At 40.4% G+C, this 26,513-nt stretch carries 29 protein-coding genes, 2 pseudogenes and 1 riboswitch; of the genes and pseudogenes, 12 read left to right on the forward strand and 19 right to left on the reverse strand.

The genetic code is table 11. The features are described from left to right. The 3 genes from AC1DVB_RS12720 to AC1DVB_RS12730 form a co-directional block, all read right to left on the reverse strand. A partial coding sequence (locus AC1DVB_RS12720) for an arylamine N-acetyltransferase (protein WP_477589491.1) occupies window positions 1-336 on the reverse strand: 336 nt, incomplete at its 3' end. Window positions 337-535: 199 nt separating this feature from the next. Beyond that, a complete protein-coding gene (locus AC1DVB_RS12725) occupies window positions 536-1,516 on the reverse strand; it encodes an NAD(P)H-quinone oxidoreductase (protein WP_477589493.1) in 981 nt (326 codons plus the stop codon). Window positions 1,517-1,697: 181 nt separating this feature from the next. Next, window positions 1,698-2,543 (reverse strand): manganese catalase, encoded by an 846-nt coding sequence (locus AC1DVB_RS12730; RefSeq protein ID WP_034305265.1) that lies wholly within the window; start codon window positions 2,541-2,543, stop codon window positions 1,698-1,700. Window positions 2,544-2,808: 265 nt separating this feature from the next. On the opposite strand from AC1DVB_RS12730, the gene AC1DVB_RS12735 reads away from it, so the two are divergent. From AC1DVB_RS12735 to AC1DVB_RS12745, 3 genes are all read left to right on the forward strand, one after another. Continuing rightward, window positions 2,809-3,327 (forward strand): DUF2243 domain-containing protein, encoded by a 519-nt coding sequence (locus tag AC1DVB_RS12735; RefSeq protein ID WP_057275556.1) that lies wholly within the window; start codon window positions 2,809-2,811, stop codon window positions 3,325-3,327. 46 nt (window positions 3,328-3,373) lie between these two features. Next, the gene (locus AC1DVB_RS12740) at window positions 3,374-4,099 is read left to right on the forward strand and encodes a cytochrome c oxidase assembly protein (RefSeq protein WP_372464626.1); all 726 of its coding nucleotides are present in this window, start codon (window positions 3,374-3,376) and stop codon (window positions 4,097-4,099) included. A gap of 112 nt (window positions 4,100-4,211) precedes the next feature. Continuing rightward, window positions 4,212-4,577 (forward strand): carboxymuconolactone decarboxylase family protein, encoded by a 366-nt coding sequence (locus AC1DVB_RS12745; protein ID WP_057275554.1) that lies wholly within the window; start codon window positions 4,212-4,214, stop codon window positions 4,575-4,577. A 56-nt stretch (window positions 4,578-4,633) separates the two neighbouring features. On the opposite strand, the gene AC1DVB_RS12750 is transcribed toward AC1DVB_RS12745, so the two are convergent. Further along, window positions 4,634-5,266, reverse strand: a complete 633-nt coding sequence (locus AC1DVB_RS12750) for a spore coat protein (RefSeq protein ID WP_057275553.1) — start codon at window positions 5,264-5,266, stop codon at window positions 4,634-4,636. Between the two features lie 419 nt (window positions 5,267-5,685). On the opposite strand from AC1DVB_RS12750, the pseudogene AC1DVB_RS12755 reads away from it, so the two are divergent. Further along, window positions 5,686-6,195: pseudogene (locus AC1DVB_RS12755) on the forward strand (DUF3231 family protein). A gap of 93 nt (window positions 6,196-6,288) precedes the next feature. Here AC1DVB_RS12755 and AC1DVB_RS12760 read toward each other — a convergent pair. From AC1DVB_RS12760 to AC1DVB_RS12790, 7 genes are all read right to left on the reverse strand, one after another. Beyond that, window positions 6,289-6,459 carry a hypothetical protein gene (locus tag AC1DVB_RS12760; RefSeq protein WP_179891032.1) on the reverse strand — a complete coding sequence of 57 codons (171 nt, stop codon included), beginning with the start codon at window positions 6,457-6,459 and terminating at the stop codon, window positions 6,289-6,291. Between the two features lie 22 nt (window positions 6,460-6,481). Next, the gene (gene thiC / locus AC1DVB_RS12765) at window positions 6,482-8,263 is read right to left on the reverse strand and encodes a phosphomethylpyrimidine synthase ThiC (protein WP_057275551.1); all 1,782 of its coding nucleotides are present in this window, start codon (window positions 8,261-8,263) and stop codon (window positions 6,482-6,484) included. A 135-nt stretch (window positions 8,264-8,398) separates the two neighbouring features. Beyond that, a riboswitch (TPP riboswitch) is annotated at window positions 8,399-8,513 on the reverse strand. A gap of 116 nt (window positions 8,514-8,629) precedes the next feature. After that, a complete protein-coding gene (locus AC1DVB_RS12770) occupies window positions 8,630-9,418 on the reverse strand; it encodes an HAD family hydrolase (protein WP_034306430.1) in 789 nt (262 codons plus the stop codon). A 151-nt stretch (window positions 9,419-9,569) separates the two neighbouring features. After that, window positions 9,570-10,115, reverse strand: coding sequence for a histidine phosphatase family protein (locus AC1DVB_RS12775; protein ID WP_057275550.1), 546 nt, complete (start codon window positions 10,113-10,115; stop codon window positions 9,570-9,572). Window positions 10,116-10,358: 243 nt separating this feature from the next. Then, complete coding sequence (locus AC1DVB_RS12780; protein ID WP_057275549.1) at window positions 10,359-10,811, reverse strand: hypothetical protein; 453 nt, start codon at window positions 10,809-10,811, stop codon at window positions 10,359-10,361. A 324-nt stretch (window positions 10,812-11,135) separates the two neighbouring features. Then, window positions 11,136-12,275 carry a zinc-dependent alcohol dehydrogenase gene (locus AC1DVB_RS12785; RefSeq protein WP_230135108.1) on the reverse strand — a complete coding sequence of 380 codons (1,140 nt, stop codon included), beginning with the start codon at window positions 12,273-12,275 and terminating at the stop codon, window positions 11,136-11,138. A gap of 157 nt (window positions 12,276-12,432) precedes the next feature. Beyond that, window positions 12,433-13,362 carry a glycerophosphodiester phosphodiesterase gene (locus AC1DVB_RS12790; RefSeq protein ID WP_057275547.1) on the reverse strand — a complete coding sequence of 310 codons (930 nt, stop codon included), beginning with the start codon at window positions 13,360-13,362 and terminating at the stop codon, window positions 12,433-12,435. Window positions 13,363-13,989: 627 nt separating this feature from the next. Between AC1DVB_RS12790 and AC1DVB_RS12795 the strand changes: the two genes are divergently transcribed. Then, window positions 13,990-15,159: a sensor histidine kinase gene (locus AC1DVB_RS12795; protein ID WP_230134969.1), complete on the forward strand. Its 1,170-nt coding sequence runs from the start codon at window positions 13,990-13,992 to the stop codon at window positions 15,157-15,159. A 61-nt stretch (window positions 15,160-15,220) separates the two neighbouring features. Here AC1DVB_RS12795 and AC1DVB_RS12800 read toward each other — a convergent pair whose 3' ends face one another. Both AC1DVB_RS12800 and AC1DVB_RS12805 read right to left on the reverse strand, forming a co-directional pair. Further along, a complete protein-coding gene (locus AC1DVB_RS12800; protein WP_052137178.1) occupies window positions 15,221-16,054 on the reverse strand; it encodes an ABC transporter permease in 834 nt (277 codons plus the stop codon). 22 nt (window positions 16,055-16,076) lie between these two features. Further along, on the reverse strand, window positions 16,077-16,844 hold the full coding sequence (locus AC1DVB_RS12805; RefSeq protein ID WP_377331616.1) for an ABC transporter ATP-binding protein: 768 nt from the start codon (window positions 16,842-16,844) through the stop codon (window positions 16,077-16,079). Between the two features lie 381 nt (window positions 16,845-17,225). On the opposite strand from AC1DVB_RS12805, the gene AC1DVB_RS12810 reads away from it, so the two are divergent. Continuing rightward, window positions 17,226-18,215 (forward strand): ABC transporter substrate-binding protein, encoded by a 990-nt coding sequence (locus AC1DVB_RS12810; RefSeq protein ID WP_328097754.1) that lies wholly within the window; start codon window positions 17,226-17,228, stop codon window positions 18,213-18,215. 28 nt (window positions 18,216-18,243) lie between these two features. Beyond that, window positions 18,244-19,137: a TauD/TfdA dioxygenase family protein gene (locus AC1DVB_RS12815; protein ID WP_328097753.1), complete on the forward strand. Its 894-nt coding sequence runs from the start codon at window positions 18,244-18,246 to the stop codon at window positions 19,135-19,137. Between the two features lie 148 nt (window positions 19,138-19,285). On the opposite strand, the gene AC1DVB_RS12820 is transcribed toward AC1DVB_RS12815, so the two are convergent. Then, complete coding sequence (locus tag AC1DVB_RS12820; protein WP_477589500.1) at window positions 19,286-19,873, reverse strand: DUF6241 domain-containing protein; 588 nt, start codon at window positions 19,871-19,873, stop codon at window positions 19,286-19,288. A gap of 160 nt (window positions 19,874-20,033) precedes the next feature. Between AC1DVB_RS12820 and AC1DVB_RS12825 the strand changes: the two are divergent. Further along, a pseudogene (locus tag AC1DVB_RS12825) lies at window positions 20,034-20,129 on the forward strand (alpha/beta hydrolase); the annotation flags it as partial. Window positions 20,130-20,254: 125 nt separating this feature from the next. On the opposite strand, the gene clpP reads toward AC1DVB_RS12825, so the two are convergent. The 3 genes from clpP to AC1DVB_RS12840 all read right to left on the reverse strand — a co-directional run bounded on the left by clpP (window position 20,255) and on the right by AC1DVB_RS12840 (window position 22,234). Beyond that, window positions 20,255-20,839, reverse strand: coding sequence for an ATP-dependent Clp endopeptidase proteolytic subunit ClpP (gene clpP / locus AC1DVB_RS12830; RefSeq protein WP_034305312.1), 585 nt, complete (start codon window positions 20,837-20,839; stop codon window positions 20,255-20,257). 30 nt (window positions 20,840-20,869) lie between these two features. Then, entirely contained in the window at window positions 20,870-21,577 is a 708-nt protein-coding gene (locus tag AC1DVB_RS12835; protein ID WP_057275541.1) for a sigma factor, read from the reverse strand. Between the two features lie 330 nt (window positions 21,578-21,907). Then, on the reverse strand, window positions 21,908-22,234 hold the full coding sequence (locus AC1DVB_RS12840; protein ID WP_328097752.1) for a hypothetical protein: 327 nt from the start codon (window positions 22,232-22,234) through the stop codon (window positions 21,908-21,910). Between the two features lie 360 nt (window positions 22,235-22,594). Here AC1DVB_RS12840 and AC1DVB_RS12845 point away from each other — a divergent pair, with 360 nt between their 5' ends. Both AC1DVB_RS12845 and AC1DVB_RS12850 read left to right on the forward strand, forming a co-directional pair. After that, window positions 22,595-23,116 (forward strand): tyrosine-type recombinase/integrase, encoded by a 522-nt coding sequence (locus AC1DVB_RS12845; RefSeq protein ID WP_057275864.1) that lies wholly within the window; start codon window positions 22,595-22,597, stop codon window positions 23,114-23,116. After that, window positions 23,103-23,297, forward strand: a complete 195-nt coding sequence (locus tag AC1DVB_RS12850; protein WP_053533812.1) for a hypothetical protein — start codon at window positions 23,103-23,105, stop codon at window positions 23,295-23,297. Before AC1DVB_RS12845 ends, AC1DVB_RS12850 begins: the two co-directional genes overlap by 14 nt. Before the next feature lie 126 nt (window positions 23,298-23,423). Here the strand turns inward: AC1DVB_RS12850 and glsA are convergent, their stop codons facing one another. Next, window positions 23,424-24,365 (reverse strand): glutaminase A, encoded by a 942-nt coding sequence (glsA, locus tag AC1DVB_RS12855; RefSeq protein ID WP_477589521.1) that lies wholly within the window; start codon window positions 24,363-24,365, stop codon window positions 23,424-23,426. 482 nt (window positions 24,366-24,847) lie between these two features. On the opposite strand from glsA, the gene AC1DVB_RS12860 reads away from it, so the two are divergent. Both AC1DVB_RS12860 and AC1DVB_RS12865 read left to right on the forward strand, forming a co-directional pair. Further along, the gene (locus AC1DVB_RS12860) at window positions 24,848-25,054 is read left to right on the forward strand and encodes a hypothetical protein (protein ID WP_048684218.1); all 207 of its coding nucleotides are present in this window, start codon (window positions 24,848-24,850) and stop codon (window positions 25,052-25,054) included. Between the two features lie 350 nt (window positions 25,055-25,404). Continuing rightward, window positions 25,405-25,695 (forward strand): hypothetical protein, encoded by a 291-nt coding sequence (locus AC1DVB_RS12865; RefSeq protein WP_034305321.1) that lies wholly within the window; start codon window positions 25,405-25,407, stop codon window positions 25,693-25,695. A 647-nt stretch (window positions 25,696-26,342) separates the two neighbouring features. Here AC1DVB_RS12865 and AC1DVB_RS12870 read toward each other — a convergent pair. Beyond that, on the reverse strand, window positions 26,343-26,483 hold the full coding sequence (locus AC1DVB_RS12870) for a sunset domain-containing protein (RefSeq protein WP_477589523.1): 141 nt from the start codon (window positions 26,481-26,483) through the stop codon (window positions 26,343-26,345). Between the last annotated feature and the right edge of the window lie 30 nt (window positions 26,484-26,513).

Consider the following 26,513-nt stretch of genomic DNA (forward strand, 5'->3'; position numbering starts at 1 on the left):
GTTCAATAGAATGGTGACATGTGTCCTTCCTATGGTCATCCACCCCTGRTTATAGATGACACCACGAACCAAAGATACATCAAAGTCATTTTCCAACAGGAAAAAATAAAGGGCTGAATTCAATTCATAGCATAATCCCCCCTCATTCCTCAGGAGGACTTTGTTCATGATATTCGCTTTATTGATATCACTCAGATGGGATGCCATGATTGATAAGTTTTCAAAAGGAATGGTTTTCGCTGTCTTATCGAGAATTTCGTCTAATTTCTCAAATGTCAGTTTCACATCTTCCTGGAGCCCTATTCTTTTCCTGAATAATGCATTCAGTTCATTCATTAAGATTCCCCCCTTAGACAGATACCGGCGAAGCGTATCTTGACTTTGTATATATTCATTATACTTTGTCCATATTTCATCCTTCAATCAATCTGCCATCAGCTCCACCTTTTGCTTATCACCTGAAAAGACGTCGCCCAATCATGTCTTAATCCTGGGCAACCTCCCCCATTCATGCACCGAGGCAGTTTTTCTTTAATCATTCATTTACCTGTAAGATGATTTTACCTACATTCTTATTGGCTTCCATATGTTCATGCGCCCTTTGTACCTCTTCAAAAGGGAAGACATGGTCCACGATTGCCTTGATTTCATTTTTGCGGAACAACAGCATTGCCTTTTTAACGAATTCTTCCGTTAACTCTTTTTTATATTCATCACTCCGAGGAGTTAGTAGAGTGCCTTTTAATTGAACTCTTTTTAAGAGAAGTTCCATCAGGTTCACCTTCTCGACTACAGTTCCGCCTAGAATGCCTATCAGTACCCATCGTCCATCAGTTTTAATGCTTTTAAGGTTTTTCTCCCAGTATGAAGCACCGATGAAATCCAGGATAACATCCACTCCTTTATTATTTGTAGCTTTCAGTACTTCCTCATCAAAAGATTGTTCTTTATAGTTGATACAGATATCCGCTCCTAGTGAGTGACAGAAATCCAATTTTTCCTTTGAGCCGGCTGTAGTGATGATTTTCGCTTTTGTCAGTTTTTTTGCCAGTTGGATTGCTGCTGTGCCTACACCGCTTCCGCCAGCATGAATCAATACCGTTTCTTGATCCGTCAATTCACCTAACCAAAACAAGGTTTGGTACGCAGTCAAGAATACTTCAGGAATCGCTGCCGCTTCTTCAAATGACAGGTTATCCGGTATCTTCATTGCACGATCAGCCGGCATCAAGGCATATTGAGCATAACCGCCGCCGTTTACAAGGCCCATCACTCTCGTCCCCGATTGTATATTTGCTCCTTCCCCTGTTTCCACCACTTCCCCGGAAACTTCAATCCCCAATATTGGATTGGCCATATAACCGGATTTCCCTTCCCGGGAAACAATATCCGTTCTATTTATCGCAGACGCTTTAACCTTTATTAATATTTCCCCTTTACCGGGCACTGGCTTTGAAARATCTTTAAATAGTAATTGTTCTGCACCACCCGGTTCTTTAACCACTACTGCTTTCATTTGCCCCACTCCTTACCATTAAATTAGTGACCATCCTTTTAAAATGGTTTGTCTTGAAGATGGAAACTATCCTACTCCAAAAAATATCCACAAGCAAATAATTAGGTTTTGGCAAACAAGGCAGAATAAAAAAAGTCGATGTCCCTTTCGGGGCCATCGAGCTTTTTTTGAAAAGTTTATATTATCTTTTATTAAGCGATTGACTTCTATCCAGGTCATGATGCAATTGTGCTGCCGGAACCTTAGGGTTAGGAATCTGTCCTTTTGCGACTGGTTCAGCTACATAAACAAAATCTCCCGTACCATCTGGGGCGCTTCCTGTTGCCCATAGGCCATCTGCCGATTCATTACCTTCCGATAAGTTCCAGAATTCGTACGCTTCCGGTTGAGATTCCATTTCCGCTTCCGGTGGGAATGATGCGGGAACAACCACGCCATTTTTTTCTTCAAGTTCTGCAATGGCCGCCATCCATTGATATTGGTGGTAACGATCACGGGCTAACATTTTACGGAAGGTAGCACGTACCCCTTCATCTTTTGTCATATGATATAAACGGGCCACTTGAAGGCGTCCTTGGCTTTCAGCATGCAGATTGGATCGCATGTCTGCTAATAAATTTCCGCTGGCTACGATATAAGATCCGTTCCAAGGCACCCCATTCGAGTTGGTTGGCAGTCCGCCAAGACCGCTTACGAGCAAATGCTGGGGATTGATACCACCCATGATCGCTGCTGTAGCAGGATCTTTTGCGGCTTCTGCTTGATCTTCCGGAGAAGCGCCATCAAGCAATTGACTAATGAGTGAACAAAGCATCTCTACATGTCCAATTTCCTCTGTACCGATATCCATCAGCATATCTTTGTATTTTTCTTCTCCACGGCAGTTAAATCCCTGAAAAAGGTATTGCATCATGACAGTCATTTCCCCAAACTGTCCACCTAACACTTCCTGAATTTGACGGGCAAGCATCGGATCTGGTCGATCTACCTTAACTTCAAATTGCAATTCTTTTTGATGGCGAAACATATTAACTCCTCCTTTTTTATATGATGTACGGTTTTTTATTACCCGCCTGTACATGCTTAAAACCATAATTCAGTTATAATGAACAATAATTAGAAGAAATTTACATACCATTAACATTGATGACTGAACTAATAAGCCAAGGATTTTCTTTGTGCTATGAATCGCTCAATAAATAAGATATATAAAAGGTCCATTTACCTGTCTATTACTTTAAAATACAGGGTAAAGTAGAAAGAACCATATATAGGAAAAAGGAGGATGAAAAATGGATTTCAAGCCCCGAAATCAAAGAGATCAATCCATTTCAGAATTACGTTATACTTATTCCGCTCGTAACCTATGGTCCGGTTTTCTATTCGGGATCGGATTGGTTGCATTCATCGATGAAGCCATCTTTCATCAACTATTACATTGGCATCATTTCTATGACAAATCCACAACCAGTATCGGGCTTATCTCGGATGGTTTATTTCATGCCCTAAGCTGGTTCGCAACGGTCGGGTCGTTATTCATGTTCGCTGACCTTCGCCGTCGAAAGGGATTATGGCTGAAAAGGTGGATAGGGGGAGTTTTGCTCGGGGCAGGTTCTTTCCAGTTATATGACGGAATCATCCAGCACAAGCTCATGCGCCTCCATCAAATCCGTTACAATGTCGATATTTTCCCATACGACTTGACTTGGAACATTGCCGCCACAATCATGATCTTGATCGGAATTACCCTCGTCATTCAAACAAGACGCAGCTTACTTAAAATGAAAGAAGACGCCAGCAATGCACAGTAACGGACATATTCATGATAACGGAACTGGTTTTGAACCGATTTTATTGATGCTACTCATGCTAGGTTTAGTGATTTATATCGCAGCGTGCATAATTTCGAACCGCCGCTATAAAAAATGGCCATTATACCGTACCTTCTTTTGGATTCTTGGCACTCTCTGTGCAGCCTCTGCAATCATAGGCCCAATAGCCAATCGCGCGCATATGGACTTCACGGCGCATATGGTTGGTCATTTACTGCTTGGAATGATTGCACCCATACTGCTTGTGCTTTCCGCACCCATTACGCTTGCACTGCGATCACTTGATGTACAATCAGCAAGACGCCTTTCAAAGGTGTTGAAAAGTTGGCCGCTGCGATTTTTAAGCAATCCAATCACTGCCTCTGCGCTTAATATTGGAGGGCTTTGGATCCTTTATACGACTGGTCTGTACGGGTTGATGCATCAGAATGCCCTTCTGCATGCATTAGTGCATTTTCACGTGTTCATAGCRGGCTATCTATTCACTGCGTCTATGATTTATATGGACCCTGCCCCCCACAGGTTCAGCTTCATGTTTCGAGCTATCGTATTTACAATTTCACTGGCCGGCCATGATATCCTTTCTAAGTATATTTTTGTCCATCCTCCAAGCGGAGTCACAAAGGAACAAGCGGAAAATGGCGGAATGTTCATGTACTATGCCGGCGATGCCATTGACGTCGCACTTATATGCATCCTTTGCTATCAATGGTTCAAAGCCACCCGGTCCAAGGGGTCACTTGCCTTGTAGGGAGGAAGGTTACTTATTACTTAGTTAAACTCCTATGTTTCTGTTTAATCGTCCAACATTTAGCTCATACTAATTTTTGATGAAAAAAATTTAGGATGGAGCTGAATGAAAAATGGAATTTGAAACTAACAATTCTACTGAAAATGCTCTTCGTGATTATAAAGCTGGAATCGGTGCCTTTACGCATAAAATGCCAGATCTTGCTGAGAAATTCAATTCGTTTACGGAAGAGTGCTTTAAAGAAGGTCAATTGTCCAAGAAAGAAAAACAGCTTATCGCACTAGGAATAAGCTTATATTCACAAGATGAATACTGTATTATCTATCATACAAAAGGATGTCTTGATCAAGGCTGTTCCGAGCAGGAAATTCTTGAAGCCATTGGTGTGACCGCAGCATTTGGCGGAGGAGCCACCATGAGTCAGGCTGTAACCCTCGTCCAGGAATGCATCCAAGATATAAATCAGATGAAACAATAAGAAAGAAGGATAGGACAAATAGTCCTATCCCTTCTTTCTGCTGTTAAAAAATGCTTTTAATGACTCATGTTGTTGTTATTTCCTTGTGCGGGGGCATACGAATTCATCATTTGTTGCATATCCTGCTGTGCAAGCTGCGGAACTTGGTAATAATGATGTTTGTTTTGATATATCGAAATCTCATAGGCCATTTCAATGCAGTTCGGAACGGAATCTGCAAATACGCGGCGAACCACTGGATTCGTTATTTCAAGCGCTGCCATCGCCTTCATGGATGCAGCAGACTTAACAGCTCCAAGCATCAAGCCTGAAATGCATTCATCCGTAATTTCCGATACGGATTGCAAAGGTTTCTTTGGCTGAGTTGGTGTCAATCCATATATAAAATCGTTACCTTGATTCATTTTGTAGCTCTCAGTCCGTTTAGAAGGATCCTGGCCCGATTGGAAGCACTCCAATGAAATATTATATTCATCTTGAATGAACTGATATTGACGATCAAGAATGTCGAGTAATTCCTGATCTTGGACATGCTGACGCAAAAGAGTATACGTGTTTAAAGTACCGATCGCTCCCGACAGCACTTCATGTACATCGAATACTTCGTGACCACCGTGATTCAATTGTGGGGGGATGGCACCCGTTTGCATATTCTGGTGTACTTGACCTTGTTGATATTGGTTTTGCATTGTATTTCCCTCCTCATTTTATCAATCAAGCGAACACGTTTAGTATGTTAAACCCCAACCGGATTATTCAATATAAACTCTTCCAAGAAGACCAATAAACTGCTGCATCATTTTTCTGCATAAAAAAACCGTGGCGCTTTAAACTATAAACACTTTATATACATGGGAAGATTTCTAATGACACATCAATGCTTCTATTGTAGTGATGTCATGGAAGAAAAAAAATCCATATAGTAACATTTCAAATTACTGACACGGATAGAAATGAAATGCTGTGTGATGAATGTTATCAAGAATGGCTGCAAGGAATAAAAGGGTAAGCATTAAAAGCCCTCTAACATTTCCCAAACATCAACGAAGCATGCTTGGATGAATTCAGGGTAACTTAAATGCGTTAATGAATTTCAAGGAGGATGGTTATGGGGATTTTAAGCGGAAATCCGAAAGATGAGCCTATGCATTACGGAGAGGTATTTGGAACATGGGCATTTCTAAACAACTACAAAAGGGTTGATTGCCTGTCATCAAACCATGCTTAATCATACTGGCGACAAGGACCTGCATAAATTACTTGTTGAAGTGATCGATCAAGGAAAACAGGAACATGACCAACTTGAATCATTATTAAAAGAAAATAACGTTAGACTGCCTCCCTCACCACCTGAAAGGCCTAAAGCTAATTTGGAGGATATTCCCGTCGGGGCACGTCTTCAAGATCCTGAAATCTCCGCTTCAGTATCAATCGATATTAATGCAGGATTAGTTGCTTGCAGCCAACTGATGGGTCAATGCATCCGCGAAGATATTGCACAGATGTTTGCGCAATTCCATACCAACAAAGCTGCATTGGGTGCTGACTTCCTTAAATTAATAAGGAAAAAGGATGGCTTGTCCCTCCTCCTCTTCATATCAATAAAACAAGTATGTAAATAGTAATGATCCTTAATGATCCCCTTAATCATGTTTTGTAATCGAATCAACATGATTAAGGGATTCATTCCATAAGGACGATTAAGGAATCATTACCATTGAAGACTTTCGATCAAGTAGCACTTTGTACATTGTTGACTATAATCATTTTTCACAAATTCATGGTTGCAATTCTCCCGAAAAATATTCAGCTCCCTTTTCAGCTGCTCCAATTGAGTTTCCAACTGTTTCATTTCAACTTTTATCTGGATTACCCGATTCATCGAATTCTCCCTCTCGTCGGAATCATTGATAGATTTTTCCATCCGTTTTCCTAAATTCATTCGCTTTTTCTTTAAGCCCTTCATCGATTACCGACTCAAAGCCCAGACCCTTTTCCTTCGCCAAATCACGGATGTCCTGAGAGATTCTCATACTGCAGAATTTCGGTCCGCACATTGAACAGAAATGGGCTGTTTTGGCACCTTCTGCCGGAAGAGTTTCATCGTGATATTCAACCGCCCTTTCAGGATCAAGGGAAAGATTGAACTGATCTCTCCAACGAAATTCGAATCTAGCCTTCGAAAGGGCATCATCCCGTTTTCTTGCCTGCGGATGGCCTTTTGCAAGATCAGCTGCGTGTGCTGCAATTTTATAAGTAATGACCCCTACCCGAACATCCTCTTTATTCGGAAGTCCCAAATGCTCTTTCGGTGTCACATAGCAAAGCATGGCCGTTCCAAACCATCCAATCATGGCAGCACCAATCGCAGAAGTGATATGGTCGTATCCAGGAGCTATGTCCGTCGTCAATGGTCCCAGGGTATAGAATGGTGCTTCTTGACAGACTTCCAGCTGTTTATCCATATTTTCTTTAATCAAATGCATCGGTACGTGACCGGGTCCCTCCACCATGACTTGAACATCGTGCTTCCAAGCAATCTTCGTCAATTCCCCAAGTGTTTCCAATTCCGCAAATTGTGCCTCATCGTTTGCATCTGCAATGGATCCCGGACGGAGACCGTCACCTAATGAGAAAGAAACATCATACGTCTTCATGATTTCACAAATCTCTTCAAAGTGTGTATAGAGAAAGCTTTCTTGGTGGTGGGCCAAGCACCATTGTGCCATGATGGAGCCTCCCCGGGAAACAATACCCGTAACTCGCTTTGCTGTCATTGGGATGTATCGCAAAAGCACACCAGCGTGTATGGTGAAGTAATCGACACCTTGCTCAGCCTGCTCGATTAAAGTATCCCGGAATACTTCCCAATTTAGATCTTCCGCGACCCCATTCACTTTTTCCAATGCTTGATATATCGGAACCGTCCCAACCGGCACAGGTGAATTCCTGATAATCCATTCCCGCGTCGTGTGAATATTCTTTCCTGTGGAAAGATCCATTATGTTGTCTGCACCCCATCGTGTAGCCCAAGTCATTTTCTCCACTTCAGCTTCGATCGATGAACTGACAGCTGAATTTCCAATATTTGCATTTATTTTCACGTGAAAATTACGTCCGATGATCATGGGCTCACTTTCAGGATGGTTAATATTTGCCGGAATGATTGCCCGCCCGCTAGCTACCTCTTCCCTTACAAACTCAGGGGCTACATTTTCCCTGATCGAAATGAACTCCATTTCTGGAGTAATGATCCCTTTGCGGGCATAATGGAGCTGGGTTACGTTTTTCCCTTTCACCGCACGCAATGGTTTTCTTTTCAATCCCGGAAAAACTTCGGCATTGGATTGTGACTCCACTTTTCTATATCCGTTATCTTCCGGCCTTATTTCACGCCCTTCATACTCTTCAACATCTTCCCGTTCCAGAACCCAGCTGCGTCTAATCGGGGCAAGGCCTTTATGAATATCAATCGGATATTCTGAATCCGTATAGAAGCCGCTTGTATCATATACACGTAAAGGCGGATTCTCCTCTTCGCCGAATGCCCCTGTCGTCGGACTTAGCTCAATTTCACGCATAGGTACTTTAATATCGGGTCTAGATCCCTCAACATACACTTTTTTACTCCCGGCAAAACTGGACATAATTGAAACGTTCATGTCATTTACTGAATTACTCTTCATGATTTCATTTCTCCTTTTTAAGTTCATTTAAAAAGGACAAAATCCAATCCATTTCGCACGAAAAAGCCAGGTCTCATATTTAAGACCCGGCTAACGTTAGTATGACTACAGAAATGACCAGTTGAAAGGTCATCGTTAAGTAGATTCTAACTTCCCCACGCTGGTATGAACCAGATCAGGTCCTGAGGGTTAAGAAGCTTAAGCGCTTCTCTCTCAGCCCAACTTTTATTGGACACCCCTAGTCTGAATAATTTAATTGATTACAGGGTAACTATATCTCACCCTTTTCATTCTGTAAATAATTTAAAAGACCTAGTATTTTCTCTGCAATCATCTAAAATTTGTTATTTGGAGGAGGACCGCCAATTAATTCCCCAGGCTCCCAAGGATAGGGAAAAGCTCCTCTAAATGCGTGATTTCGTAGGTTGGAATCACTTCATTCCGTTCCTTATCATGGCGATTTATCCAAACCGACTTTATGCCTACCCGTGATGCTCCAAGGATATCGGTCATTAAATTATCGCCGACCATCAATACTTCATCCTTATCTAGCTCCATGATTTCCAAAGCATGCTCAAAAATGGAGGCATCCGGTTTACCTCGTCCAAATGCGCCTGAAATCACGATTTGGTCGAAATAAGGAACCAGTTCAGGCGTTATTTCAAGTTTGGTATTTTGCAGCTCAGGAGATCCGTTCGTAAGCAATAGCAATTTGTACTTCCCTTTTAATTCATCCAGAACACGGAATGTTTCTTCATAGATAAATGGCTTTTTGCGTCTTTCGGCCGGGAAACGTTCTGCCAGTTCAAGCCCAAATTCCGGGTCATCGATCCCTAATGCCTTCAAGCCCCTCGTCCACGCTTCTTTCCGATAAGCCGGTACAATCCCGGCCATCTTCCGGAATTCATCATGATCATCCTGAAAATTCCCCCATAGTCCCTCAAATGGGTTGATTCCGATCATTTGAGTGAATGCATATGTATCGTAAGAAGAATAAAGATCACGCGCTTCCTTCCGCACCGCTTCTTCAAACTCGTCGACATTCAGACCATATTTCTCCTTGGCAACTTCGCATGTGGCCACAAAAGCCTCTTTTACACTTTTCTGATCCCATAGTAATGTATCATCTAAATCAAAAAAAACTGCCTTCAGCAAAATGTCCACCCCTCTTTCCCCAATATTGAATTCGTAAAAATTACACTATTACAATAATAAACCACAACCAATAAAAAAAGAATAACTATTCGGAAAATGCATGTCTCTTTCTTCGCAAAATGGCTTACCTTTTCCGGTGGGAACCATATATTCATTTCCCTTTTCCGCTTTCAAATACATACAATTTTCCATTACTGGCAATCTTGAACTTTGGACCGGTGAACCCCCGTCGGATCAGCTCTTTCCTCATATATACCATGAGGGCGGCATGACTCACGATCAGAACATTCCTTTCCCCCTTTGCAAAGACTTCATCCAATACTTTATTGATTCTTTGCTCAGCAAACTTAATTTCCGCCCTTGTCTGCTTGTTGATCACCGAGCAGCAGCGAATCCAGATGGCCCAAAGGATGAACGGCAGCTTAATCCTTCCTCTCAGAGGGGGAGAAGGTATTTCCCGCAGCTCCTCCATCTGATGAACCGTGCCTGGAAAGATGTGTTCCGCTGTCTTGACGGCTCTCGACATATCACTGCAATAACATTCCTGCCATTCCTCCACGCCAAATAAAGTCGTTCCATAAATAATATCCGCTGCATCATAGTCCACAAACCATTGCTTCATATCATCCGCCGTCACAGATTTCCCAGTAGGAAATTCATGTGCCACCTTAAAATGCCGTACCAAACCAATTTTCATATATTCTCCTTTTTATCTTTTAAAATATTCGTTTCTATTTCTTATAAAAGCCCTTAACAATATATTAACCTATGTAAAGCAATATAATAAATGCAAGTTGAAACCATTAAAAACCTACTGAGCGCCCCTTGTGTATGGTTAAAAATTCTCACAGATTGTGTCACTGCAAGAATTTGATTATCATAAGGAAAAATATTATGGCCATATGTAAAAAAGAGAAAGCATATCGCCTTCTCCTTTCGTTTAATCTATGAATTGGAGTTCTGTTATCGTACATCTTTTCCTGAATTTATATTTCCCGCTCAAATCACTGAATTGATAATCATTTAGGGATTTCCCCAGTTGTCCCTTTAGTTTATCCGCCGTGATGGATTCCTCAACTGTCTCTTTCCAATTTTCATTTCCCATTATCTCTTCGAACGGAATGGTAGTCAGGACTTCATCATATATCTGGATGCTTTGATCGATGCCGAAGCTGCCATAGATACTGCCATTTTCATCGGCAAAGATATGCTCCGATTCCAATTCTTCCACCAATACTTCCAGATATCCCTTTGCCTTAACAGGCTTGATGGCAATCTCCGCTTCTGCCTTTACAGGTCCCAATCTTTTATCGATGATCTCTATCGTCAATTTAACGTGAACGGGCGGATAACCAAACCCTTCACAAAGTTCTGCTGCCGAGTTATATACCATCTGAACATCCTCCTTTTGTCACTATCATTATATAATATAAATACTCCATTTCATTACCAAAAACCCTTATTCAAGTTCACTTGGCATATTCTCCTTCATCATTTGAAGGGTCAGTCGTCACATTTCCGGATTCCCCTGAAACAAATCCACCCATTATAGTAAAAAAATCAGTGTAAACCTGATTTCTTCGGTTCAAAGGCATAACTATCATTCATATTTCAAACCTCTTTTATACTTTTTTCCATAATACACCATTAACTATTTATGAACATAACCAAAAAGTCCAATGCAACTCCATGCATTGGACTTTTTATGAGCTTCAGATTACGGCTTTAACACCACTTTAATGCATTCATCTTCATGATCGTTAAAGATTTGATAAGCTTCACTCGCTTTTTCGAGAGGGACTTTATGGGATATGATTTCCGTGGGGTCGAACTTTCCAGCCGTGATTTCATCAAAAATCTTTGGCATGTAGTGTATGACTGGTGCTTGTCCCATTTTCAGGTTAATGTTCCGCTCAAATATATTGCCTAATGGGAACATATTATATTTCGAACCGTATACGCCAGTCAGTTGAATCGTGCCGAATTTACGTACGGCGTTAAGGGCAATCTCGATCGCACTTAACGTTCCACCCTGAAGTTTCAGCTTTTGCTCAACCGTCTCAAGCGGCGATTTCTTGCCATCCATTCCCACACAATCTATGACCACATCGGCACCGCCAGAAGTGATTTCCTTAATGTAGCTGCCCATATCGTTATATTCATCGAAGTTATACGCCTCTACCTTATTCATCTGTTTAGCCTTATTGAGTCTATAAGGTAGATTGTCGATGGCAATGACCCTTTTTGCTCCTTTCATCCAAGCGAACTTCTGAGCCATCAAGCCAATCGGCCCACAGCCCAATATCGCTACCGTATCATCTTTATTGACGCCAGCGTTCTCTACACTCCAATATGCGGTTGGCAGAACATCGGACATGAACAAAAGCGACTCATCTTCTAGTTCGCATGACTCTGGGATGACAAACGGCATGAAGTTTCCATATGGTACCCTTAAATATTCTGCCTGCCCTCCTGGATAGTTCCCATATCGTTCCGTAAAACCAAAGTACCCGCCTGTATCCACCGCTTCATTAGGGTTGGAATTATCACATTGACTCTCCATATCATGTTCACAATAATAACAGTGCCCGCAAGAAATGTTGAAAGGCAGGACAACCCTGTCTCCTTTTTTCACCTTTGTCACTTCCGGACCCACTTCTTCGACGATGCCCATCGGTTCATGGCCAATGACATAATCTTTATGCGTCGGCAAAGCACCCTGATATATATGGAGGTCGGACCCGCATATAGCTGTTGAAGTAACCCGGACGATGATATCATCCTTTTCCTTAAGTTTCGGATCTTCAACTTGTTTTACCTGTATATCTTTTGCTCCTTGAAAAGTTACAGCCTTCATAATCAACCTCCTAAAATTTTCTTGATTTATTTTATATACCCGTCCGAAAGACTACTAAGCCTATGGACATCTAATTTCCCCAAGAATTAATCACCCATTATGCTGCACCTGGATACAAAAAAAAGCTCCGGAAACCGGAACTCACATTTGAAACCATTTATTTAGTAACTTTATTTCCATTATCTTTGTGTTTATACTCACTTAGTACCTCGTTGAACACATCGGGATAATTCGTAAACAGCCCCGTTGCACCCCACTCAAGCGCCTTTTTCATATCGGCTCTTTCATTTACTGTATATGGATGGAATTGGAGGTCATGGTTTCGAACCATCTTCACATATTGTCCGTCAACTTTACTGAAGTTCGGGCCAACGCCAACTGCATATTCCTTTATGGATTCCAATTCTTCATCGGAAATGGTTGCTTGGGTCTTGTATGAAAAAAGTTGCACAAGAGGTAACTTTGGATTCAAGTCATGAACCTTCATAAGGCTTTCTTTACTGAACGATTGTATTAATACATTGTTTGTACGGCCCTTCGAATCCACCATTTTATATTCTTCCAGAACCTGCAGAAGTTCTTCTTCCATCCCTGGATACACATCAGGGGACTTTGTTTCGATATAGTAATTGGCCTTCTTTCCAAACTTCTTAAAGACTTCTTCAAGAGTAGGGACCTTTAACCCTTCATATCCCTCTTTTGCCAATTGTGGATATTTTTCATTGAACCAAGTACCGGCGTCCAGTTTCTTGATTTCTGCCAGCGTTAAATCCTTCACAAGTCCAGTACCATTCGTTGTACGATCCACTTTTTCATCATGCATTGCTACCAATCTACCATCCTTGGTCATTTGAAGATCGATTTCTATGTAGTCGCCTTTCATTTGTTCTCCCATTTGATAAGCGGGAATGGTATGTTCAGGTGCATAACCAGAAGCTCCCCTATGTGCGACATTCACAATTTTCTTCTCATGAATAGATGAATTGGAATGATTTCCATTTGCAGCGGAGGCCCCCATTGAAGTAGCCTGCAATATAAAGGCCGCACTCATCATACAAAAACCGAATTTCTTTAGATTCGTTTTCATTTCCCTCTCTCCCTCCTATTATTACCATTATTTTAAAAGGGGAATGTGAATCTACAGCGAATATAATGTAAAGAAATAATATAGTAGTTAAAATGGTTAAAATAACCTATCAAAAGCAGGGCATTCATGCAGTACGTTCTACCCAACCAAAAAGTTGAATGAAAACTTTATTGTTTGATTAATGATAAGAAGCCTCCTAAAAGCCTCTTTTTCTAAAAAATATAAAATGTTTCTTGGCATGTACATATTGAAATGGTAGAAAAAAACGATCGTCCAAATGATTATAACTAAATATTTCCAAACCCTCCGCATTTCTTAACTCCTTACTCCGCTTTTATGCAAGTCATGCTTCTTATTCAAACAATTTAAATCTTCCATACCTATAATAAACCAAACTTCCAGACGATAAATCCCATATATCGGAAGGGACGCACCAGTGTTGACACACCTTCCCCTTTCCATAATATAGATAGAAAGGTTATCGATGACAAAATCTATCTTTTTCTGATTTACAAAAAACTAGTATCATATTACTATTAAGCAAACAGAATATTAATACTAAGGGGAATTATGTTAAAAAATTATCAATATTATCAAAACAAACACCGATTTATACTGAAGGCTTTCATGGCAATGATATCCTTTTTACTATTAGTTGGGATTTCTGTATCACCTATAAGTTGGAAAGATAATCCCTACGAGATGACATTACAGGTCATTTTAATATCGGGGATGATAATTTCTCTGTTATTTTTCTTAAAAACAGAAGTCAATTTTTATAAAACCCTATTCATTTTCTTAATTACTGTTTATTTTTATAGCAAGTTTTGGATATTCCCGGATACTGCCATCATGCTGGCCTTATTTGCTATAGCACCCTTGTTTCCCATTTTTCTCTTTGATAAGATCGGGTTTTATATTGTGGCCACTTTAAATATCTTATTAGGTCCCGCTTCCATCTTGATCATTTCAAAAACGGATCTTCAACACACTTATGAATATGTCGCTTTGGATAGTTTCGGCAACACGCTTAATTTCATCGCTATACAAATCATATTGGTATTCGTATTCATAGGAACCAATAATAGGATGGAATCCAATAATGCATTTCATAAGGAAATACAGCAGGCCAAGCAATTGAACTCAGTCGGACAGCTAGCTGCCACCATTGCACATGAGATACGCAATCCGATTACAGTCGTTAAAGGGTTTGCCCAGCTATTAGATCAAGAGAAGGAACTGAATGAAACGGAAAAATTTTATGTACAGACCATGCTTACGGAACTTGAATATACACAAGTGATTATCAATGACTATTTGTCTTTAGCTAAACCGCAAACGGATAATGTACAGGTCATTCCTTTAAATGATGAAATCCAAAAGATTTCCGACCTATTGACCAGTTTTGCCAATAATCGCAACATCGGCTTTCTTCTCGATTTCCGTGACGACCTGCACATTAACATGAATCCCATCGAGCTTAAACAGATACTGGTCAATATCATGAAAAATGGAATTGAGTCAATGAACAAACCCGGATTCATCAAGGTGGAAACAGAGCAGGAACGCACTATGGCAAAAATACGAATAACGGATACAGGAATAGGTTTATCAAAAGAGCAGCTTGAAATACTTGGCACCCCATTTTACTCGCTTAAAGATAGGGGAACCGGTATCGGCCTGACCGTTTGTTATTCCATCGTTCAAAAATACAAAGGGAAAATCGTGGTACAGAGCGAAGTGAACAAAGGAACATCGTTCACCATTTATTTGCCCTTATATAAAAAAATAGATTAAACATACATACCTAATAAGAAAAAGGATGACCACCCATCACCGGGCGGTCATCCTTTTTCAATTACGCTTTAAAGCTATCTTGCCATTTCAGCAAATGATTTTCTAAAAGGCGGACAAACGAGTCTGAGATTTTACCAGCGAGGGCAAATATGATGATGCCTACGAATACGACGTCCGTTTGCATGAATGAACGGGCATCCTGGATCATGAAGCCGACCCCTCTATCCGCACCAAGCAATTCAGCGACGACCAGGCACATCCAAGCCGCACTTAAGGCTAAACGGATACCAAGTAATATGTTAGGCAATGCTGCCGGAATCATGAGCTTCGTTATTTGTTCCCGACGGCTAAACTCCAAGATTAGGGCAACATCGTAGAGTTTTTTATCCACATTCCGAAGACCCAAAAAAGTTTGTAGATATAGAGGAAAAAAAGCACCTAAAGCAATAAGCAGCACTTTTGATAGTTCACCAAACCCGAACCACATAATGAATAAAGGCGTGATCGCGAGTAAAGGAACCGTTCGTAACATTTGAATGCTTGGGTTAAGATACTCTTCGGATTTTTTTTGCATCCCAACGATGACACCAAACAATAAGCCTAAAAACCCACCTAAGGCAAAGCCAAGAAAAGCCCGCGTTAAACTGATCTGTAAATGCATGCCCATTTCCCCCGACTGGACGAGATCAATGAACGTCATGACGATCAATAAAGGGGATGAGAACAATTGGGCAGGCAGGATGCCAACCGAACCTAATGCTTGCCATGCAATCAACACGACAACGGGAAGTACCGAACCCCGCAATGCCGATTTGGCAAGTTTGGATTGTTTTGTCGTTTCCCTTATGACAAGGTGCTTGTTTTGTGCAACGGTCTGTGTAGACATAATTTTCATCCTTCCTTTTTCAAAAATTCATTTAAATGCTCCAATCTTCCACCTCTGCTGGATGATGTTCAAGTTGTGTTAATATGACGGACCTGAATTCCTGGAACGCTTTGCTTGTTCGGGTTCTTGGGTATGGCAAATCAATCGGAACGATAGCTTTAATCCGTCCAGGCTTTGCATCCATGACGACCACCTTCCTCGATAAAAAGATGGATTCATCAATATCATGGGTGACAAGCACCATCGTTGTCTTATTCCTCTCCCATATTTCCAGTAAAGCCTCTTGAAGATGCGTTCGCGTGAATGCATCCAATGCACCGAATGGCTCATCCAGCAATAAAACCTCAGGATTACGCAATAAGGCCCTAGCAATGGCAACACGCTGCGACATTCCTCCGGATAATTGGCGTGGATACGCCTTCTCAAAACCTTTTAGTTTAACAAGTGATATCAAATCATCCACCCTTTTTCGAATGTCCGGTTTCTTTAATGTAAGGTTACCTGCAATATTCTTCTCCACGTTTAGCCATGGAAATAATCGGTGCTCCTGAAAAATGAAACCACGGTCTTTAGATGGGGCGCTAACCTTAAGATCCCCTGCCATGATCGTGCCATCAAAGTCTGAATCAAGTCCTGCGATCAACTTTAATAATGTGCTTTTCCCGCAGCCGCTCGGACCAATGATGGTTACGAACTCACCATTGTTGACGGTCAGATTTAAATGATCCAAAACATGGACACTTTCATTCTCATTCTTAAATGTTTTGCTTACTTGATTAATTTCTAATGTCGCAACCAATCCCCTCACCCTTTCTCAAATAAAAAAAATAGAGATCCAGCAATAAGGCACAAATTGTCCCTTTGCTGAATCTCTAGTTAACTAGTCGATTCAATATTTCATTTTATATTAACTTATCGATTATTTATAATCAACACCTAATACCAATTTATTTTATCGGATTAATCGTAAAAAATAATTGACAGATAATTCTAACAGCTGTTAAGATGCATTCATACACAAATCCGCTTCACACTGGAGCCAATTAAATAAAGGTCATGTGAATCAACTGGACTACCGGAGATTCAATGAAGAGTAACCAATCAAACTCTTCGTTGAATCTCTTTTTTGTCATTAGTCTGCCTATCCAGATGTGTATAGCTGTAAAAAAGGAGGGAATTCATGAAGGAATATCGTAAACATCTAATCGCAGTACTACTTGCCATCATTAGCATCGCCGTATTGGCAGGCTGTAATTCCGATGCCGGCAAAGCTTCCGGGAAAAGTGATCCACTGAAAGTTCATATTGCCTTAAATGGCAAGATGGGACCATTGGTCATTGCAAAGGAAAAGGGATTGTTCAACGAAGAGTTTTCTAAACTGGATGCCCAAATCGAATGGAGTGAATTCCAGAGTGGTCCCCCGCTTTTGGAATCCCTTGCTTCCAATCGGGTTGACCTGTCTTTTTTAGGGGATGGTGCACTGATTGCCGGCATTGATAAGAATCTGCCATTCGAAGTGATTGCACAAACAGGACGGGGTGAGTCATCTGTCCGGATCCTGGCTCAAGCGGAAGGTAACATAAAGAAGATTGAAGACTTAAAAGGAAAAACGGTCGGTGTTGCCTCGGGGACAACGGGTCATGTGTATTTAATCAAGGCATTGAAAGCCCATGGCTTAACGACTGATGACATTAAACTCATCAATTTGCAACCAGATGATGCTCAAGCGGCTTTTGAAACAAAAAAATTGGACGCCTGGGCAATATGGAACCCTTATTACCTTAATAATATTGAAAAAGGGAATGCTGTCGCACTTAAAGTAAAAGGAAAAATATTAGCTCCTGGTGCAATCATTGCACGTAAGGGCTTTGCCGAAGAGCATCCTGAAATTGTCGAGGCCTATTTAAAGGTTTATAAAAAAGCAGCCGACTGGCAAATTGAAAATCCAGATGAAGCATCTGAAATTTATTCCAAAGAAACTAAATTGCCAGTCGGTACGGTCAAGACAATAATAACGGCCGAAGAACCAAATATCTTCTTTACCGAAGATGCCATCAAAGCACAACAAGAATCCATCGATACTTTAGCTGGTGTGGGTTATATCAAGAAATCATTTAATTTTAAAAATCACATCAACAATGAATACATTGAGAAAGCCTTTAAAAAATAAAAACTAACCTTACAGGAGGAGATTGATTATGACGGAAACTAAAACACAACAATTGAAAGTGGTACCGGTAGCAGGAAGGATTGGAGCGGAAATTCAAGGAGTGCAATTAAGCGGAGACTTGGATTTAACTATTTTCAATGAAATCAAACAAGCGTTAAACGATCATAAAGTCATATTCTTCAAAGGTCAAAATCATTTGGACGATGCCAGCCAAGAAGCATTTGCCAAACTATTGGGTGAACCTTATGCACATCCTACAGTACCGGTCAAAGATAATACTAACTATATTTTCGAGCTTGACTCCGAACGAGGTGCTAAAGCAAACCATTGGCACACTGATGTCACTTTCGTTCCAGAGGTACCTAAATACTCAGTTTTAAGAGGGGTGACCATCCCTGATGTTGGCGGAGATACAGTTTGGGCCAATACGAATGAAGCATATGAGGACCTGCCGGATGGATTGAAGAAATTAGCGGACGGACTATGGGCAATCCATACAAATGAATATGATTATGCTCAATTCAAACCAGCCGAAAACATTGATGATGAGGTTAAAAAGAAATATCGTGATATATTCGAATCGACCATTTATAAAACAAGGCACCCAGTCGTTCACGTACACGCCGAAACCGGAAAAAGGCATTTGTTATTAGGTGGCTTTGCTGGTAGAGTGGAGGGCTATACAACAAGTGAATCCGAAAGATTATTAAGCATCTTCGATTCATACGTCACGCGCTTAGAAAATACCGTGCGTTGGCAATGGAGTGAAGGCGACGTGGCCATTTGGGATAACCTAGCCACGCAGCATTACGCTATTTCCGATTACGGGAACCAGCACCGCGTCGTTCGCAGGGTCACAGTAGGAAAAGACGTTCCCGTAAACAAGGAGAACGAGTCCAGCAGACTAATTGTTAAGAAATAAAACTCCTGTATCGAAGGTAAGCTTCCATTACTTGACTGCCCCATAAGCGAATGAAAACATTCAAACGGCCTCATTGCAGGAAGTTTGAGTGTTTTCTTTATTGACAGGACTAGCCGACTCGCCCTTGCATTTTCAGTACTTTGTCCCCTCATTTAAAATTAACTTCAATGAATTCAACCTCTTCTGCCCGACTTAATGTTCCATGGGCTTTTCCAACGGTGCCTTCTTTATCTTCCCAAAAGAAGTTATGGTCCTGAACGATCGTGCTAAAATCAAAGGCTCGCCACCGGGCAGCGATGGACAGCAATCTTTCTCTATGCTGAAAATCACTTGAATCCACTATTTTATAAACTTCTTCTATAATCTTAGGGGACATCGGTATAGCTCCCCATTTATCTTGCGAGCGAACCTTTTGATGAGTCATTTTATGCATGACGTCCATGACTTCCGTTTCGGTTGAGCCCTCATCAAGTCCCGTTTCAAATTCAATCCCATCATATATCGCCGTTTTCGCTTCAAGTTCCGCAACTTTAGCTTTCGCTTCCCTTTTGGCTTCGATTTTTTCATCTTCTCTTTCTCTTTCAATTTGTTCTTTGGCTTCCCTGGCTTCCATTACGAGTTGAGCTTTTTCGTACTCATTGGAGTTCTCCATGATTTTAAAGGAAGCAACCCCCACCCCGAATAATGCAACAGCAGAGATTCCACTAATAAGTAAAACCTTTTGCGGTTTCTTCATAAAAACTTCCTCCAAGATTGATAATGTCAGATACTATTTATTTTAACATATTAAATGGATGGACTATCCAGAAAAGGAAGACATCCAAACCCAGATATCGATAATTACCCAAGATACCATTCCATTTTTTCAAGAAGATTCATTCGTCACTCATTGCATACTGGATGACATATATAATGCAGCAACAGTATACAAAGACAAATTGATAATACCGGGTGCCGGGCATTGTGAAGCTGAGGTAGTGGATTTGGAATAGTATTGAAACAAGGTATGGGGTTTTGTGGATAAATAGATGGAGTAATGTAAAAAGATAAAAAAAAACTGCCAATCTAATATCGGCAGTTTCTTTTCGTTTTCGTACAGCCGGCGTCTTTATCAGAATTAATTATCCTGAACGATTATTTCATCGATTATACCGTAATCCTTCGCCTCATTTGCACTTAAGAAGTAATCGCGATCTGTGTCCTTCGCCACCTTTTCGATAGGCTGACCGGTCCTTTCGGAGATGATTTGATTGATATGATCCTTTAGCTTCAAAATCCTTCGGGCAGAAATTTCGATTTCCGTTGCTTGCCCCCTCGCCCCACCAAGCGGTTGATGAAGCATGATTTCACTATTTGGCAAAGCGCACCTTTTCCCTTTCGTACCCGCCAATAAAAGCATGGCACCGAATGATGCGGCCATCCCCGTACATACAGTCCGGATATCAGGCTTAATATATTGCATCGTATCATAAATGGCGAAACCTGCACTGGTCGATCCCCCGGGACTGTTTATGAAGATGGTAATTTCTTTATCAGGTGCATCTGCTGCCAAGAATAACAATTGGGCAACCACACTATTGGCTAAATGATCGGTGATTTCTTCCCCAATCATGATGATACGGTCTTTTAGAAGTCTGGAATAAATATCGTACGAGCGCTCACCCTTGCTGGATTGCTCAATTACATATGGAATGGTGGTCATATCTCTTCTTCCTCCTAACAATAATATTGGCTATGCAGCCATTGAGAGTGTGTTTGAAGGAGTGAAGCTTGATTTGGAAAGATTCGAACGATTCATCAGTTTAGGAATCATCGACTCACTGTTCAGGGATTTGAAAGATGGGATGCTTTTAATGAGGATATCAGGATTTTGGGCTTTTAAAGCCTGTGTCATCAGGGACATGAGACGCTGCTCCTCCTCATCCTGCCAAACTTCCACGCAAGACAACCTACGATCTTCAACGTCATTCTCAAAACGCTTCTTCACACGGTTCAAGATTGCCTTTACAGCTGTTTCCGTGGTGTTCAAGTAATCTGAGATTTCTTTTGACCGGTAGAGGAATCCTTCCTTTAATATGAACACTACCGCTTGTTTCGGGGTAAGGGATTTTATTATATATTCAACCGTTTCAAAGACATTTCCCCCAACTGCCCCCAGTTGTTCGGTATCCAACAGATCGTCTAAAGATTCTTTTTTCCTTTTTCGTATCGTATCAATCCAGGAATGTCGGGCTATCGTCTTCAATAAAGCTGTGGTTATCACCGTTTTTTTCCCATAGCCCTGCATTGCCTTCAATATCGTTTCCTGAGCCAAATCATCCCCATCCCAATTATTTTGGGTCAGAAATCGGCAAAACCGGATCAATTCAGGATAAACTTCACGCAAAATTGTACCGTTATCCTTTTCTTCAGAAATATCTTCCCTCAATTTATTTATCATTTTTCTCACTCCTTCAACACCCTCTATCCTCTAAACGTTTCAGAAAGAGAAAAAGATATGGGGGTGAAAAATTTTCCTTCATGCTTCATTATATCCTATTCCATTTTTTCCATTGGATTTCCTTTCATACTAAAAACCTGTTTGGTTAAGATCCAAACAGGCTAATATAGGCCTCCCCCGCTGTGTACCCGGTTCATCACCAATCATTTCAGTGTAGACCATTACTCCCGTGCATTCCGCTTCATTCCAATAAGCTAGCCAGACGCTTGGATGTAACGTACCTGATGTCCATGGTGTGAATCCTGAATTCGATCCATAGGAACTCTGCTGCTATTCTAAGTGTTCAATGCATTCGACCGTGTATTCGCTAGGTTCCATTTCGTTTACTTCCATACCAAACCAACTGGAGGAGCGATTCTCATTAGCGCTATCTTTACAATAGTTCACCATAGAACCTGCTGGCTTTTCTTCAGTTTCTTGATCGCTCATCTCTTCAAAATTCACCGACCGCTCGTTATGACGCTCGCTGTCTGACCTTTCATTATCCAGGTCTGCGAACATGAACATGCAGTAAAAAACCAAAACCATAATTGCCATGGTAATCAACCTTGACATTATAGGGTGTAATTTTTTCAATATAGCCAAAACTCTCTTCATGGTGGTTTCCCCAATCCTGCTAAAGCATATTTCATTCAGAATGAATTAATTCATCTATTAAATATCCATCAATAACACTAGTTTAGAAAAATATTACTATTTTCATTATATCAAGTTCCAGAAGTTTTTATTGCCATTATTCAATAAACAACTAAAAATACTCCGAACCTTTTATAAAATGGACAGTGCAAAAAATATCAATATACCCCTCAAATTGACTTCCCTCCTTTTTCAGTGTTACTCTTAAAAGTATACATTCAAAATACTGATTCCATTGGCGTGAATTAAGGGTGATCACTTTTGCCAAAAGAACATTTAATAGACGTTCAACCAATCAGATCATCGGAAAAATTAGATGATATGAAATGGTCATTGAAAAGACATTGCAGCGAGAGAGACTACATATTGTTCTTGTTAGGCATCAATACCGGCTTACGGGTGACTGATCTATTATCGCTGAAGAAAAAGGACATTGAAGGCAAGATGGAGGTCATCATCAAGGAAGGGAAAACAAAAAAGCCAAGAATGATACAGCTTAATACCATATGTAATGAATTGGCCACCTATATAGCCACCATTGATGGTGAATGGCTATTCCCCTCACGCAAGGGAGATAAGCCAATAAGTATGATACAAGCTTACAGACAGCTTAATAAAGCAGCTGACATGGTGGACATCGAGGGCGTCGGTACACATACCATGCGGAAAACATTCGGGTACTGGCACTATAAACGAAGTAAGAACCTCGCTGAATTACAAATGATCCTTAACCATTCACACCCTGTAATTACACTTAAGTACATTGGGGTTGCTGATGAAGGAACAGAGGGCAGCTTATATGACTTTACACTATGGGAGGACGGAAGAAATGTCACTGACTGAATACAATGCAAAATATGAATCTATCATTCGCAGCAATATTTCCGACAGACAAAAGGCATTGAAGTTAGCTGATCTAATGACCGATATGGAAGGCCAGCTAAAAAATGAAATCGGGGAACATCGAAATAAAGAGGTAAATGCTTTATATAAAAAAGTATCTCTTTTCTCCAACTTGTTATGAAATAGTCCTAAGACCTTGCCCTTATGTGCAGAGGTCTTTTTTTTGCCTTGAAAGTAAAATTTGTTTCCTTAAGGCTTTACACTGAACTCAATTAACATCCGACTGACTCGGTACTGGTTTCCATGTTTACAAATTAAACATACTTAAGGAATACTTTTTCGCCATCATTTCCAAGATTTTTATCCCGGCAACGCTGTTCCCCTTCTCATCCAGCGCTGCACCATAAATTCCAATCCCGCATTTTCCGGGGACGGCTCCCATGATTCCCCCTGACACACCGCTTTTAGCCGGTATGCCAACATTAATGGCAAATTCACCTGATGCGTTATACATGCCGCAGGTAACCATGAATGTCTTGCAAATACGGGCAATGTCCCCTGGGATGATTTGCTTTCCCGTCAGTAAATCTTTCCCATTCATGGCCAGCACACAGCCTATCCTCGCTAAATCCTGACTGTCCATTTCAATGGCACACTGCTTCGAATACAATTCGATTAAATCCTCCACATCCTCATTTATTACTTGATGCTGTTTTAAAAAATAACTTAACGCCCTATTCAAGTCTGCTGTATTATATTCTGACCGGGCAACATCTTCATTAAAGCCGATATTCGGATTTTGCGTCAACTCCCGGATAAAATGTAAAATTCGCTGAAATCGCTCGGTTACACTGGCACCCTCTATCATGTGGGTCACAGTCAATGCTCCTGCATTAATCATGGGGTTTAACGGCTTGGATGGCTTGTTTGTCTCTAGCTTGGCAATCGAATTAAAAGGATCCCCAGTGGGTTCCTTTCCTACATAGGAAAAAACATGATCCTCCCCTTTTTCCATTAATACAAGAGCAAGTGTCAAAACTTTTGATATGCTTTGAAGGGTCATTTTACCGCTTACATTCCCCGCACAATATCCTTTCCCGTCAGGATAATAAATAGCAACAGACAAATCCTGAGGATTCGCCTTTTCAAGAGCCGGTATATAGTTTGCCACTGTTCCGTTACTCGTATATTTTTTTGCCTCATCAACCAGTTGCTGTAATTCTTGATTGGACCTGCATTGACATCCCATATTGTTCACAATTTTCCGCCCCTTAGAAAATTTGTTTTGTGAAGTGTTCTTAGATAGTGTTTTTTTATTTATTGCCATATTCCATCGATATTATTAAAAATACTGCGAGACGGCTACTTTCCTGGTCTTGGATTTCTTAAATAATAATTCTTTAATGAAATTTTTAAATGCTCCTCCATTTATTATTTACTGATTTTAATTACCCTTTATAAGGTCTTCCTATACCTCTCTCCTGTTTAATGCACAGGTTCTTTTTTAAAAAATAAAGAAAAACAACAACAACATATATAACAAAGGTCAAGCTGTAAGACAGGTGGGCTAACGCCTTGTAAAAAAACAGGGGCAACCTTCTCTGTTCTTTAAAGATTTAATTGAAAAAAGAAGGAATTAGAAGCGATAAAACGGAAATATAGAACATACGAATATTATCGCATAAGAAGCTTTCATATGTATCTCACACTTGATGGAAAGTAGGAAAGGTCATGGGAAAATCAAAAAGTTTACAAGAAATCTATAACGCCAACCGTCCAGAAAATAATGAACTTTTCCGAGCGATACAACAGCAGCTACAACTGAAGCATCCAGACAAACGAATGACAGCTACGAGAACCATGCAAATAATTGTGGCTGATAGTGTTTCATCTGGAGAGCTGCGGAATGTGGAAGCCCGCCTTCTGTACAGTTTATAAGAATCTGCTATTTCATAAACCGTTTAAAATTTTCGAACACAGAAACGAATTCATCATTGAAAGAATTTCTGAAAAAAATGGCCCATTTGTTGAATAAAGTAAATGGATGAAGTATATAATCCAATTGGTTATGATCGAGCCTGAGACCTAACGATCGAGTTCGTGCGCCCTGTGCAATGATTTTTGCCTTTGGAAAAGTCTCAGATATTTTATTACTCAATTTCAATATATACCTACTTTCAACTGGTGAGTAAAAATGCTCAAAAGATAAAGATTGACAACATTTTTAGAGTGACTCATACTAGTAGTGACTCAGGTGACAGAATATTATGAATAGTGGAGGGGTAATTATGAATAAGATTTTCGTTCCTAACGCAATCGCCACTTTAACAAGGCTTTTCTACAGTTCGACTACAACGAATGAGTATTTAGCTATGAGAACCGCTCAATTCTACATTGAAGACCTGAAGTTACTGCAAGACGTGGAGGCTGTTGCCTTGGCGATCGAAAATCAAAATGCTTTCGCATTAATGTCTAAATTCAAATTATTTGATTATAAGGCTGCTGAAAAAATTGAAATCGCACTCTCCGCTTCTGGCTATACCGAAGCAGACTTGAATGCTATGAATATTGAATTCTAAATCATTTATCAAAGTTAACGAAACGAATGGCAGAGTTAATACTCTTTGACCATTCGTTTTTATTTTTAATCGTAGTAACAAACGTGCTCCTTAATAGAGAATTCATGTATCGTTTTGTAGCTTCAATAGGCGTCTGTCACAGCGTATCACATGATATCCTAATACCCTTAATCACTCCCATGATGTTTGTTTGCTCCTTCGTTTCACTTTTCCTTCATTCTTGAGTGATGGAAAATTATTTGATCTTGTAGTGTCATGAACACAAAAAAGCTTCACACAATTAAGTGTGAAGCTTTTTGTAATAGCAATCCTTCGCTATTGGTGATACCGGTGGCCGGGGTCGAACCGGCACTCCAGAGGAACACGATTTTGAGTCGGAAAGTTCCAGTATCTTTATTTTATAATACCTTTATTTACAGTGATTTTAAGTAATTCTACAGGTAATTGTGAATTTTATAATTTTATCTCTTCACACGATTATCTTATTATCATGATTATATACAGTTTTTTCTTCAATAGCAATGTATCTTTTCCCATATCAAATAATTTGTAAATATCTAGGATGTAGCTATTTTGGAAGATCCCCTACTTTTGTATAGACACAAAGGGTACTACTGTAATTAACAGTTACACCCCTTTAAACAATTTCACCTTTTAGATTCTCTATAGCAAGCAAACTTTGCCTCTCCTTCAGTACAAAAAGTTTGTTCTGCATTAGTCTTGTCATAGAATTGTCCACCTGGTACATGATAGATTTTTTCTCCCGAACTTAATGTATTACCTTTAATGTTAAGACATGCTTTTTCCTCTTTAGCTTG

The organism is Peribacillus sp. P4_D6 (assembly GCF_056401795.1).

Coding starts and splice junctions, on each gene's coding strand:
- AC1DVB_RS12730 (WP_034305265.1), bottom strand. CDS start 2,543: ATGTTTCGCCATCAAAAAGAATTGCAATTTGAAGTTAAGGTAGATCGA.
- AC1DVB_RS12735 (WP_057275556.1), top strand. CDS start 2,809: ATGGATTTCAAGCCCCGAAATCAAAGAGATCAATCCATTTCAGAATTA.
- AC1DVB_RS12745 (WP_057275554.1), top strand. CDS start 4,212: ATGGAATTTGAAACTAACAATTCTACTGAAAATGCTCTTCGTGATTAT.
- AC1DVB_RS12750 (WP_057275553.1), bottom strand. CDS start 5,266: ATGCAAAACCAATATCAACAAGGTCAAGTACACCAGAATATGCAAACG.
- AC1DVB_RS12760 (WP_179891032.1), bottom strand. CDS start 6,459: ATGAATCGGGTAATCCAGATAAAAGTTGAAATGAAACAGTTGGAAACT.
- thiC (WP_057275551.1), bottom strand. CDS start 8,263: ATGAAGAGTAATTCAGTAAATGACATGAACGTTTCAATTATGTCCAGT.
- AC1DVB_RS12775 (WP_057275550.1), bottom strand. CDS start 10,115: ATGAAAATTGGTTTGGTACGGCATTTTAAGGTGGCACATGAATTTCCT.
- AC1DVB_RS12780 (WP_057275549.1), bottom strand. CDS start 10,811: ATGGTATATAACTCGGCAGCAGAACTTTGTGAAGGGTTTGGTTATCCG.
- AC1DVB_RS12785 (WP_230135108.1), bottom strand. CDS start 12,275: ATGAAGGCTGTAACTTTTCAAGGAGCAAAAGATATACAGGTAAAACAA.
- AC1DVB_RS12790 (WP_057275547.1), bottom strand. CDS start 13,362: ATGAAAACGAATCTAAAGAAATTCGGTTTTTGTATGATGAGTGCGGCC.
- AC1DVB_RS12795 (WP_230134969.1), top strand. CDS start 13,990: ATGGCAATGATATCCTTTTTACTATTAGTTGGGATTTCTGTATCACCT.
- AC1DVB_RS12800 (WP_052137178.1), bottom strand. CDS start 16,054: ATGAAAATTATGTCTACACAGACCGTTGCACAAAACAAGCACCTTGTC.
- AC1DVB_RS12810 (WP_328097754.1), top strand. CDS start 17,226: ATGAAGGAATATCGTAAACATCTAATCGCAGTACTACTTGCCATCATT.
- AC1DVB_RS12815 (WP_328097753.1), top strand. CDS start 18,244: ATGACGGAAACTAAAACACAACAATTGAAAGTGGTACCGGTAGCAGGA.
- AC1DVB_RS12820 (WP_477589500.1), bottom strand. CDS start 19,873: ATGAAGAAACCGCAAAAGGTTTTACTTATTAGTGGAATCTCTGCTGTT.
- clpP (WP_034305312.1), bottom strand. CDS start 20,839: ATGACCACCATTCCATATGTAATTGAGCAATCCAGCAAGGGTGAGCGC.
- AC1DVB_RS12835 (WP_057275541.1), bottom strand. CDS start 21,577: ATGATAAATAAATTGAGGGAAGATATTTCTGAAGAAAAGGATAACGGT.
- AC1DVB_RS12840 (WP_328097752.1), bottom strand. CDS start 22,234: ATGAAGAGAGTTTTGGCTATATTGAAAAAATTACACCCTATAATGTCA.
- AC1DVB_RS12845 (WP_057275864.1), top strand. CDS start 22,595: ATGAAATGGTCATTGAAAAGACATTGCAGCGAGAGAGACTACATATTG.
- AC1DVB_RS12850 (WP_053533812.1), top strand. CDS start 23,103: ATGTCACTGACTGAATACAATGCAAAATATGAATCTATCATTCGCAGC.
- glsA (WP_477589521.1), bottom strand. CDS start 24,365: ATGGGATGTCAATGCAGGTCCAATCAAGAATTACAGCAACTGGTTGAT.
- AC1DVB_RS12860 (WP_048684218.1), top strand. CDS start 24,848: ATGGGAAAATCAAAAAGTTTACAAGAAATCTATAACGCCAACCGTCCA.
- AC1DVB_RS12865 (WP_034305321.1), top strand. CDS start 25,405: ATGAATAAGATTTTCGTTCCTAACGCAATCGCCACTTTAACAAGGCTT.